The organism is Winogradskyella sp. (assembly GCF_965656915.1).
Classification (GTDB): Bacteria; Bacteroidota; Bacteroidia; order Flavobacteriales; family Flavobacteriaceae; genus Winogradskyella.
On record NZ_CBFHMI010000075.1, the window covers coordinates 1 to 10,605 of the forward strand.

Genomic DNA, 10,605 nt, shown 5'->3' on the forward strand with positions numbered 1-10,605 from the left:
CGAGAACCCTTATCATGTCGACAGCGCGAGGCTCGAGCAACGAAACATCTCATAAACGTATGACGTTTTTATTTCTAGTGCACCGTCGAGTGATACGCATAGCATAAGCAAATTGTATCGAGAACCAAATCCTATTCCGGCAACGCCGGAACCCCAAGGCCTCAGTTTCTAATCGTAGTAAAACCAAAACCCGGCTTAGTGCTGGGCAGCAGAGCATGGCCTAACGCAGTGTTTGCCATGCGCACGATAAAGACGGGTTGACAGGTTTTTAAGATTTGAAACTGCAGCCTAGACCTTTTTGTTACTTTTTGCGGCGATGGCAAAAGTAAAGCAAAAAAACACAACAGCTCCAGTGCGCTGAGGTCGCGAAGTGCGTACCAAGAATCGAGTGACTCGTTAACCTTAATTAACATCTCGATACGATTCGCTATGGCGAATCACTCGATGTGACGACTCAAACATAATATAATCTTTCATGCTCATCTATACCTAACGTCGGTTCGAGTGATTTGCGAAGCATGAGCAAATTATATCCAGAACCCTTGTCATGTCGACAGCGCGAGGCACGAGCAACGAGACATCTCATAAACATAAATGTATGACGTTTTTATTTCTAGTGTGCCATCAGTTTGAGTGATTCGCATAGCATGAGTCAATTGTATCGAGAACAGAGTGACTTGTTACTTCTATTAAAACATTAGTTGTCATGCAGAACAAACGCAGTGCCGTGAAGCATCTTACAATTAAAAAGATTCTTCGGGCGTCCTGCGTCCTTCCTCTGAATGACAGTACACGTGCTATTTAAACGTCAGTTTGAGTGTTCCGACCATAAGTCAGAATGTATCGAGAACTCTTGTCATGTCGACAGCGCGAGGCACGAGCAACGAGACATCTCATAAACATAAGTATGACGTTTTTATTTCTAGTGTTCCGTTAGTTCGAGTGATTCGAATAGCATGAGCAAATTGTATCGAGCACAGAGTGACTTGTTACTTCTATTAAAACATCAGTTGTCATGTCTCAAAATATGGTTTTTGATATAAATTACGACTTTAAGTTGTCTCAATACGGCTAGTAAAGTTAGACCTTGCGGTTTGCAAATACATTACAGCACTACTTTGATATAGACAACCCTATATTTTCCGATTATTTTGAAAAAAAAAAAAAACAGGACGGTAAAAATTTGTGATATAACTAACATTTAAATTTTCATTTAAATGATTAACTGGTCTTTATGAGTTCGAGCTTATTGCCAAAGCACATAAGTTTTATGACAGCATATACCCTTGTCTATAATAAATCCATATGGATTTTTATGATATTAAGTTGTATCAAGGTATCTTTAAAGATTCAAATTTAATTCATTTACTGTGTCATCCGAAAATCAGAGTTAAAACAATACATCGCTTACAACACTATTTAAGAAAAAAGAACAAAACATGTCGGATCCATTATTATTAATATTAATGTCTTTTGTTATTATTGCGTTGAGCTTTTCAATAACTACTAGCTTAAGCCTCATTACTCTTAATTATAAAGATAAATTAAAACTAAAAGGCCACTACTATAAAACAAACAAAAAGTTGAGTGTGTTTAGACATATTAGCACTATTACTTTATACATAAGTAGTTTAGCTACTGTATACCTTTTAGATTACTTAGGCTTTATTAACGCTACCAATTATTTGTTGTTTTTGGGTTTTGCTTTGTTGTATATAGGCGTAGGAATTTTTGATTTTCAATTAAATTCGTATAGGTATGCCAGCGTTTTAACATTGACCCTGTTATCTTTTTTTGTGGTTTATGCTTATAAAGAACACTTTACTAATTATTATTGGGGTATAGCATTTTTAGATTGGTCTGTATATACAACTATTGTAGTATTTACCGCTGTTATTGTTGGGATAATACAATTACTTATTGTCATTGACAATTTGTACCCTAAGCGTCTGCCATTGTTTGCATTTGCTATAGTTTTACTGTTTTGTTGCTTCGATGTAGAACAGGCTCTGGGATCTTATTATTTAAATTTGTCTATCATAGCAACCCTATTGGGTAGTATCTATATTCAATTATTTATAACTAAAAAACTTGTTTTGAGCAGAAGCGCTCTTTACCTTCTAGGATTTTATTTTTAAATATATTTGTTTCACAGCATCACCTAAAGTACTTACGTATGAACATCATCTTATGCCTTATAGTTCATTAGATATGCAAGTTGCTACTAACATATTTAAGTATTGTGAAGCTACTTTATTTGATACAACAAGATCTACCTTATTTTTAAAGGATCTACGCTATGTATCTACTATAATTACAACTTAATTTATAACAATCTAATGTTTAACCCTGGCCTTTTAGAACTTATTTTTCTTATTTTAACAGTAGCTTTTTTAGGTGTTAATACAGCACTCTTTCTTATTTCATTAAGGTTAAAAAACATTTCCAATTACTTATTAAATATACTTTTTCTAATACAGCAATATGCTTTTGTTAGAATCCTATTCATTAACGCTGTTGGCAATTACTACAACTTTAATTTCTCTTTTGAAAGCTATGCTAATTCCGGTTTATTTTTTGCCGCACCAATACTACTTTATCTATACACACGCACCGTTATAAGTGATGAAAATAAATTTCGTAAAACAGACCTATACCACCTGTTGGTGTTTTTAACTATCCTTACCCTATTTTACCTCCCGCACCCCTCTATTTACAACACGTATCTTACGGATCATCCTAGTATTGTTTTTTGGAAGATGTACTTTAATGACAGATCACCTCTTTTCTTTCATATAACGCGTATTGTACTAAACCTTGGATATACAATAGCCACCTATATTATGTTAAGAACCTTTTTTAAGGAGAAATCGCAATCCATACAAATTAATAGCGTTAAAAAATGGCTCTATGCCATGGTAAATGCCAAAGTCTTTTTAATAATTTTAACTATAATATTTACCATAATATACAAAGGCTATGACTACAATATGAAAATTGGTATTGATTTAAGCAGAACTATTATTGCCCTATTATTTTTATCCTTAGCAACTTACCTCTTCCGCCACAGGCACATTATGTACAATATACCAGAGTATTTAAAACCTTCGCAAACGCAACATAACAGTAAGTCATCAAAAATAGATTTAGTTCAAATTTTTAAAACAGTACATAAAACAGCATCTGACCAAGAACTATACTTACATAAAGATTTTAATCTCATTTATTTATCTGCACAAACAGGGATTAGTCCCAAAAAGTTAACGCTCGCCATATCAGAACACGGTTTTTCTAATTTTTCGGCCTATGCCAATCATTTCAAAATTGAAAAAGCTAAGGCGCTCATGAATATTGGCTTTTTAGAGAGCTATAGTATTGAAGCTTTAGCAGAAAAAAGTGGCTTTAAAGCCTGTAACACCTTCTATAGAGTTTTTAAAGACACTACAGGTACAACACCTGCAAAGTATGCCAAACACCTTAAAAAGAATACAACTTAAAACTTGCCCAATACAGCGCGTTAACAGCAATCGCTAGAACAGTTCTAAAAACAACACTTAAATTAAAAAAGACCTTATAAGCTCTTTTAAATATAGTCGCAGCAACCGCTTACAATATTATATAGCATTGGCCTCATTTAGAATTATTTATGGTGCTATGAATAGCATAATATAATTTAACTTACCTAAGCATAACGTTTTAAAGTTGCGCTATGACCTATTACAATACTAAAATAAAGGACTATCACTATTTTTAAAACCCTTATCCATCAAAGGGTGTGCAGTAGCTAGACGCTTATATGGCAATATATAAGCGTTTGCATATAATTACATGTTAATCTTGCGACTTTATTTGACTATACCCTCTTTAGCCTTTTGGTTTAAGAGCCAGCTAGAGGTGATCATAATAGTATCTAAATCTATAGGCTTATTATAAAAACCTTTAATACAGTCATAGCCTATTACCATCTAATATTCTTATGGATTTAAGAAAGAGGTTACTATAAATATATTGAGAATATTTATACGTTCCGGGCGCTTGTTTGCAAGGGTATCTCTAAACTCAAAGCCAGTTAACTCTGGCATATTAATATCTTATATGAGGATTAGTGCTTTGGTAGTGTTAGTGTAAAGGTTGTACCCACATCTATCTGGGATTCAACCTCTATATTACCGTTTAATTTATCTATCATTTCTTTTACTATAAAAAGACCAAGACCCGTACCTTTTGAGTCTGAAGTCCCTCTGTAAAACATGTCGAACATTTTTTTAACACCTGTCTCAGACATACCTATACCATTATCACTAATCACAATACAATACTCGCTTTGATTTTCTGAAATCGTAAAATGCAGCTCGGGATCACTTGCTGTTTTCTTTTGGTATTTAACGGCATTGCTCAATAGGTTTTTTAGCACCGTTTCTAAACGCATCTTATCTACAGTAATAATTCCTATACCATTAAAATTAAAATTAAACGCTATAGCACTATTAACATACCTTAGATCGTCACAAATAGTTTGTACCATAACCGGCAGATTAATAGCACTAGGCTCCAGGTCTAATCTGGAGTTACGTGAGTAGTTTAAAATCTCTTTAATAGAATTGTCTAACCTGCTGGCACTACCTTGTATGAGCCCTATAAATTCTTTGTTTTGTGCACCAATATCTACATCTGTATTTAACTTTATTAAATCTATAAGACTAATAATGGAGAGTAGCGGTGTGCGCAAATCATGAGATACGCGGTATATTAAGGTATCTAACTCACTATTTGTTTTTTTTAAATTCTTTTCAACCTCAATACGTTCTTTTAAATCTATTGCACTTTTTAATTGTAAGGCCACTAAACTTGCAATACTATTTAGAATTTCTATATGTTTAGATGTAAAATAATTCCTATCCGGATGTTCTGCATCAATGATACCTATAATGGCATCGCCTAGTAGTATGGGTACAGTAATTTCAGACAATCTATTATTATCGTCTATTAAATAGTCTTTATCAAGTCTTGTATCATTGACAATTTCAGACTTTCTAGTATGCGCTACTCTTCCCACTACACCGTTATCAAAACTAAAAGTTAATTTATTGTCTTCATTAAGGTTTTTACCATATGCTGCAATTTGTTGCACCTGTCTTTTTTCTGCATCACACAAATAAACAACACAGTCATTTGTATTTAAAAATTTAGCAATTTGCTCGACTATTGCGCTAGCTATTTCATCAATATCAAGCTTTCCGAGAACTGCTAGCGCAGTATTATTTATCAAATCTACTATTAATGCATTGTCCTTTATCTCCGTAATATCTCTTAAGATACCTTGAGCAGCTACCGGTTTTTCTTTATCATAAATTACACTGGCGTTAATATGTACTGTTTTTATATCGTTTGTATTTGTAATTAAACGAACTTCAAAATTCTTAATAAAACCTTGCTTTAAAAATGGCCTAATTGAAGATTTTAAATAGTCAACATCATTATGATGCACCATTTTAATTAAGTTAACATCTGGATATTTTTCGGAAATATTAAGTAATGACATCGCAGATTTGTTCATCCTTAAAATATTACCATTTAAATCTGTAATGACGTAAGCATCTACTATGTTTTCAAATACGCCTTGCAACTCAGAATTTGTTCTCGTATAATCAGATTCTAAATTAGAATATAAACGCGCAAGTTTTTTATTAGATTCGTAAAGAAAATTTGACTTTTCTTCTAGAATAGACTCTGCTGCTTTCCTTGCTTGTTTCTCTCTTATTAAGGCTCTTTGAAATATGTCAATTTGCTTTTGACTCATGTAATTTGCTGAATGATAAATTTAACCTCTGTTCCATTTTCATTTAATGTCTCTAAAATTACTGATGCAGTGCTACCAAAATGCTCAAAAGTTTTATGCATTATTCCCTTTCCAAAATAATGCATAGCTCTACTTGATTTGTAAATCATAATTATGGACGTTTCTGTTTGTTCTAATATATTAAACGTCGGCAATTCTGCATCTGGATATAATTTTAAAACCTCTACATGAATATGGTTTTCAATAGATGCTAATAACGTTATTGGGTCTTTATAAGCTGATATAAAATCAGGATAACGTTTTAGAAGCACAGAAAAGAAGTGTTCACCATATAGTAATAGAAGTTTATCTATTGAAAGTTTTGTGTGCATACTTAAATGTTGCAATAGTTGCAACATTTCTGTAAAATCATAAACACCAACAGACGTATAAGCACCGTTTGATTTTAAATCGGATTTTTCAATAATTTCATCAACAACTTCCAAACCATATTTTTCTTCTACCAGATCTAAAAACTCTGTAAATATCATTCCTTTCATCTATCGTATTATTATTTTTATAGTATGTTTTAAATACTCAATCTCTCAAATTTTGATGTGTTTATCTTTACTATTAGGGCATTATAAGAAACGCCTTTGGACCTTAATAGCGCTTAAGGTATTCAATAGTTTGCTTTGATATTAAAACTGAGTTATCTTTATTTACCCAATGGTTTTTAGCAAGTTTTATTAAAGTATAAATGCGCTATTCACGGTCTTGTGGACATCTATTTATTTGACTTTACCCACTTTAGCCTTTTGGTTTAAGAGCCAGCTAGAGGTGGTCATAATATTATCTAAATCTATAGGCTTATTATGAAAACCTTTAATACAGTCATAGCCTTTTGCTGTCTGATAATCTTCTGGATTTAAGGAAGAGGTAACTATAAATATATTGAGCTTATCTATAAGTTCCGGACGCTTGTTTGTAAGGGTATCTATAAACTCAAAGCCATTTAACTCTGGCATATTAATATCTAATAAGAAAATATCTGGAATATGGTCTTCATCTACATCTATGAGGTACAAGATTGCTTTTAGAGGCGATGTAAATTCTTTAATCTCTTGATCTATACCAAATTTTTCAATTTTTTTTCTGTGAATAAAATTAAATGTGGCATCGTCGTCTAATAGAAAAAAAGACATTTTGTGTTTTGTAGTCATTTGTAAGAATTATTAAGGGTTAATTAGGATTATTAAGGGTTATGAGTGCTTTGGTAGTGTTAGTGTAAAGGTTGTACCCACATCTATCTGGGATTCAACCTCTATATTACCGTTTAATTTATCTATCATTTCTTTTACTATAAAAAGACCAAGACCCGTACCTTTTGAGTCTGAAGTCCCTCTGTAAAACATGTCGAACATTTTTTTAACACCTGTCTCAGACATACCTATACCATTATCACTAATCACAATACAATACTCGCTTTGATTTTCTGAAATCGTAAAATGTAGCTCGGGATCACTTGCTGTTTTCTTTTGGTATTTAACGGCATTGCTCAATAGGTTTTTTAGCACCGTTTCTAAACGCATCTTATCTACAGTAATAATTCCTATACCATTAAAATTAAAATTAAACGCTATAGCACTATTAACATACCTTAGATCGTCACAAATAGTTTGTACCATAACCGGCAGATTAATAGCACTAGGCTCCAGGTCTAATCTGGAGTTACGTGAGTAGTTTAAAATCTCTTTAATAGAATTGTCTAACCTGATGGCACTACCTTGTATGAGCCCTATAAATTCTTTGTTTTGTGCACCAATATCTACATCTGTATTTAACTTTATTAAGTCTATAAGACTAATAATGGAGAGCAGCGGTGTGCGCAAATCATGAGATACGCGGTATATTAAGGTATCTAACTCACTATTTGTTTTTTTTAAATCTCTATTGGTATTGTATAGGTTCTGTTCTATTAATTTCTGTTCTGTTACATCTAAGTGAATCCCAATAGACCCAACAACATTACCCTCGAGATCGTAATTGGGTGCACCGCTAATCATCCAAGTAAGCGCATCACCGTTTTTGTGTTTTAACTCCACTTCATAGACCGATGCCTTTTTGTATAGACGTGTTTGGTTTTGCGCTAACATTTTTTTCTTTTCTGCACCTTCTAAAAACAGGTCAGACGCAACTTTACCTAATATTTCTTTTTCATCATAGCCAGCCATATCACAGAACGTCTGATTAGCCAAAAGAATTTCTTCTTTGGTATTTACCTCTAGTAAACCCAAATTCATATTAGCAATGATACTTCTATACTTCTCTTTTTCAACCTCTAAATTCTGCCTTATTAACCTGTGCCTAAGAATGGTATGCATCTGCTCTGCAAAATTATCAAAAACCAAGAGCTCTTCATCATCTAATTTTTGATAGTTGGCCCCATGTTTTTTAGAAATAAATCCAAATAAATAGAATTTGTAGTTTTCAGAAGCACTTTCAAATTTGCGACACAAAACACTCTCAAAATCATCTAAACTCTCGTAGGTACTGAGTTGTTCAGGATCTAGGTAAATTGGTTCTCTAGCGCTATGATGTAACAATAGTTTACTTAAATGCGCATAAATGTCATCAGAATCTGTATCGCCACACAAGCCTTCGCAGTATGATGCTTTTCTGTTAGGGTTATGAAACACAACCAAAGCTCCCTCTACTCCAAAACAATCTATCAACGCCTCTGGTATGTAAGATTTAAACTCCTTAAGATGTTTACTCTCTACTGTTTTTTTAATATAATGATTGATGCGTTTATAAACTTCTAACTTTTTATCTATAGTATTATTTGCAGTAATAAGACTCTGTTGTATTTTGGTAAACTTTTGAGAACGGTCTATAACCTGCTCATGCTTTTTAAGCAGCGCTTTATATTTAACCTCGTAGTCTATATGGTCTTTTACTGGCTTCATTACCTACTATATGTTACACCTTTCTTGTGATGACATAAAGTGCTGTCGTATAATTATGGTAAGTATTTGCGCCACCTAAACGCGCAAATTCACCAAAACCGTACATACCTAGCCAAGGTGGACATTCTCCATTTTTAGAAAAAGGCATTTGCATTTTAGCCACTAACTCTTCTTTAAAGACTTTATTAAATAAAAACCGTCCCCTTGCCAAGCAATCGGCATGAAAAACCGATACAATTTCCTCATTACCTATTTTTTCTACTAAATCTGCTGCCATTCTATCCATTTCATTAAAAATAAGATCTTCGTCTCTAATGGTAAGTTTTAATACTGTATCTTTTGGGCATGCAGTAGCGTAGTACATATCTTCACCCTGGTGTTTTGTTACAACTCTAAGAATATGCTTATTACCATATTCTATTGCTAAATCTTCGCTTAACTCCTCTGCGAGAGCACCAATGGGTATGGTATCTCCATTAGTAGCATCTGGTTTTAGATCTAAATGCCTTAAATATTCGGTCCAAGCCGGTTTGTGATTAAGTTCTTTAATGATGTGGCCTTTAGATTTTGTGACCACCATAGGTTCTCCTGTAGCTACAAAGCCATGTGTAGCTTGCGTATGCACACTTAGCGTTGGATCGCAAAAACCAATAGCAAATGCACCATGCTCATAAACGTTGGTGTTAACCCCTTGGTAATTTACAATACCTTGCATATTATCTGATGAAGTTGCACCAAAAATGGTAACCTCAGTACCAAAAACCGCTTCAAAAGCAGCAATAACATCGGTATTATTGGTATCTATACCAGAGCCTAAAAAATAAATCATGTTAATACCGCTTTTTTGGCTTTGTAATGACTTTGCCATTGCTAAGGTTTTATCATAGGCATTATGACCAAAAAAATCATTGACCTCTGCAAGGGCATAGTCTTTACCCTTAACAGCCATTAGGCCCATATCTTTCATAGACTCACTAACACCTTCTTTACCAACTACACCACAGCAAGAGGCTACCACCACATCTGCGTGGGGAAATTGCGCTTTGCTTTCTTCTAAAATATCAGTATAATTATGACCTATAGAAGCATTATAAATTAGGAGGTCTGCCGATATAGACTTTTCATTAAGTGCACTATCTAAACATTCGCTAACGCAACGTTTAGTGTTAATAATGCGGGTAGAAGCTGAATAAAATTTTAACATAATACTTATTTTTATAATACAATAATACTATTTTTTCGTTAAAATGCAATTTTTTATCGATTAAACGCAATATTTTTTTAACTTTTTTAGAATTATTTAGTGCCTAACCAATGTCGAAAACAAGACATATGTTTAATAAAACCTGTTCTATTTATGATTAAAAATAAACCCTCAATGCGTAATAAACAACTTTTTGTTTAATGTTTTGTATGTTTTATTAAACATTTAACACTATACATATCAGTTCTACCTTTTACAATTTCATTTTTTTATGCACTATCCTAACCCAATATTGTACTACATTGATTATATCTTATCAAAGCCACGACCAAGAGCAAAGATGCTGACATCGCAGATGCATGTATACATTAACTTAAAATAGATGTTAATGAATATACAAGTTCAGAGTGACACATCAGAGGTGTTGATATATGAGAAGAATGATCACGTCAGCTCGAGTGGCTTTACGAAAGTAAAGTTGTATCGAGAGCCTGGTGATTTGCGAAGTATAAGCAAATTGTATCGAGAACCCTTGTCATGTCGACAGCGCGAGGCACGAGCAACGAGACATCTCATAAACGTATAACGTTATTATTTCTAATGTGCCGTCAGCTCGAGTGGCTTTACGACAGTAAAGTTGTATCGAGAGCCTG

7 protein-coding genes are annotated in these 10,605 nt (G+C 33.4%); 2 read left to right on the plus strand and 5 right to left on the minus strand.

Annotated features, from left to right (window positions below):
* The first annotated feature begins 1,439 nt into the window (after positions 1–1,439).
* On the plus strand, positions 1,440–2,138 hold the full coding sequence (locus ACTG3Y_RS12535) for a hypothetical protein (protein WP_439153265.1): 699 nt from the start codon (positions 1,440–1,442) through the stop codon (positions 2,136–2,138).
* A 705-nt stretch (positions 2,139–2,843) separates the two neighbouring features.
* A complete protein-coding gene (locus ACTG3Y_RS12540) occupies positions 2,844–3,497 on the plus strand; it encodes a helix-turn-helix domain-containing protein (RefSeq protein ID WP_439153266.1) in 654 nt (217 codons plus the stop codon).
* Between the two features lie 605 nt (positions 3,498–4,102).
* Here the strand turns inward: ACTG3Y_RS12540 and ACTG3Y_RS12545 are convergent.
* The 5 genes from ACTG3Y_RS12545 to ACTG3Y_RS12565 form a co-directional block, all read right to left on the minus strand.
* On the minus strand, positions 4,103–5,800 hold the full coding sequence (locus tag ACTG3Y_RS12545; RefSeq protein ID WP_439153267.1) for an ATP-binding protein: 1,698 nt from the start codon (positions 5,798–5,800) through the stop codon (positions 4,103–4,105).
* Complete coding sequence (locus tag ACTG3Y_RS12550) at positions 5,797–6,339, minus strand: heme NO-binding domain-containing protein (RefSeq protein ID WP_439153268.1); 543 nt, start codon at positions 6,337–6,339, stop codon at positions 5,797–5,799. Before ACTG3Y_RS12550 ends, ACTG3Y_RS12545 begins: the two co-directional genes overlap by 4 nt.
* Positions 6,340–6,570: 231 nt before the next feature.
* Positions 6,571–6,984: a response regulator gene (locus ACTG3Y_RS12555; protein WP_439153269.1), complete on the minus strand. Its 414-nt coding sequence runs from the start codon at positions 6,982–6,984 to the stop codon at positions 6,571–6,573.
* 57 nt (positions 6,985–7,041) lie between these two features.
* On the minus strand, positions 7,042–8,748 hold the full coding sequence (locus tag ACTG3Y_RS12560; protein WP_439153270.1) for a sensor histidine kinase: 1,707 nt from the start codon (positions 8,746–8,748) through the stop codon (positions 7,042–7,044).
* Between the two features lie 13 nt (positions 8,749–8,761).
* A complete protein-coding gene (locus ACTG3Y_RS12565; protein WP_439153271.1) occupies positions 8,762–9,952 on the minus strand; it encodes an FIST signal transduction protein in 1,191 nt (396 codons plus the stop codon).
* Positions 9,953–10,605: the final 653 nt, after the last annotated feature.

Bases quoted from the DNA above. Each gene is read 5' to 3' on its own strand.
- ACTG3Y_RS12545 (WP_439153267.1), bottom strand. From the start codon at position 5,800: ATGAGTCAAAAGCAAATTGACATATTTCAAAGAGCCTTAATAAGAGAG.
- ACTG3Y_RS12535 (WP_439153265.1), top strand. From the start codon at position 1,440: ATGTCGGATCCATTATTATTAATATTAATGTCTTTTGTTATTATTGCG.
- ACTG3Y_RS12560 (WP_439153270.1), bottom strand. From the start codon at position 8,748: ATGAAGCCAGTAAAAGACCATATAGACTACGAGGTTAAATATAAAGCG.
- ACTG3Y_RS12550 (WP_439153268.1), bottom strand. From the start codon at position 6,339: ATGAAAGGAATGATATTTACAGAGTTTTTAGATCTGGTAGAAGAAAAA.
- ACTG3Y_RS12565 (WP_439153271.1), bottom strand. From the start codon at position 9,952: ATGTTAAAATTTTATTCAGCTTCTACCCGCATTATTAACACTAAACGT.
- ACTG3Y_RS12555 (WP_439153269.1), bottom strand. From the start codon at position 6,984: ATGTCTTTTTTTCTATTAGACGACGATGCCACATTTAATTTTATTCAC.
- ACTG3Y_RS12540 (WP_439153266.1), top strand. From the start codon at position 2,844: ATGTTAAGAACCTTTTTTAAGGAGAAATCGCAATCCATACAAATTAAT.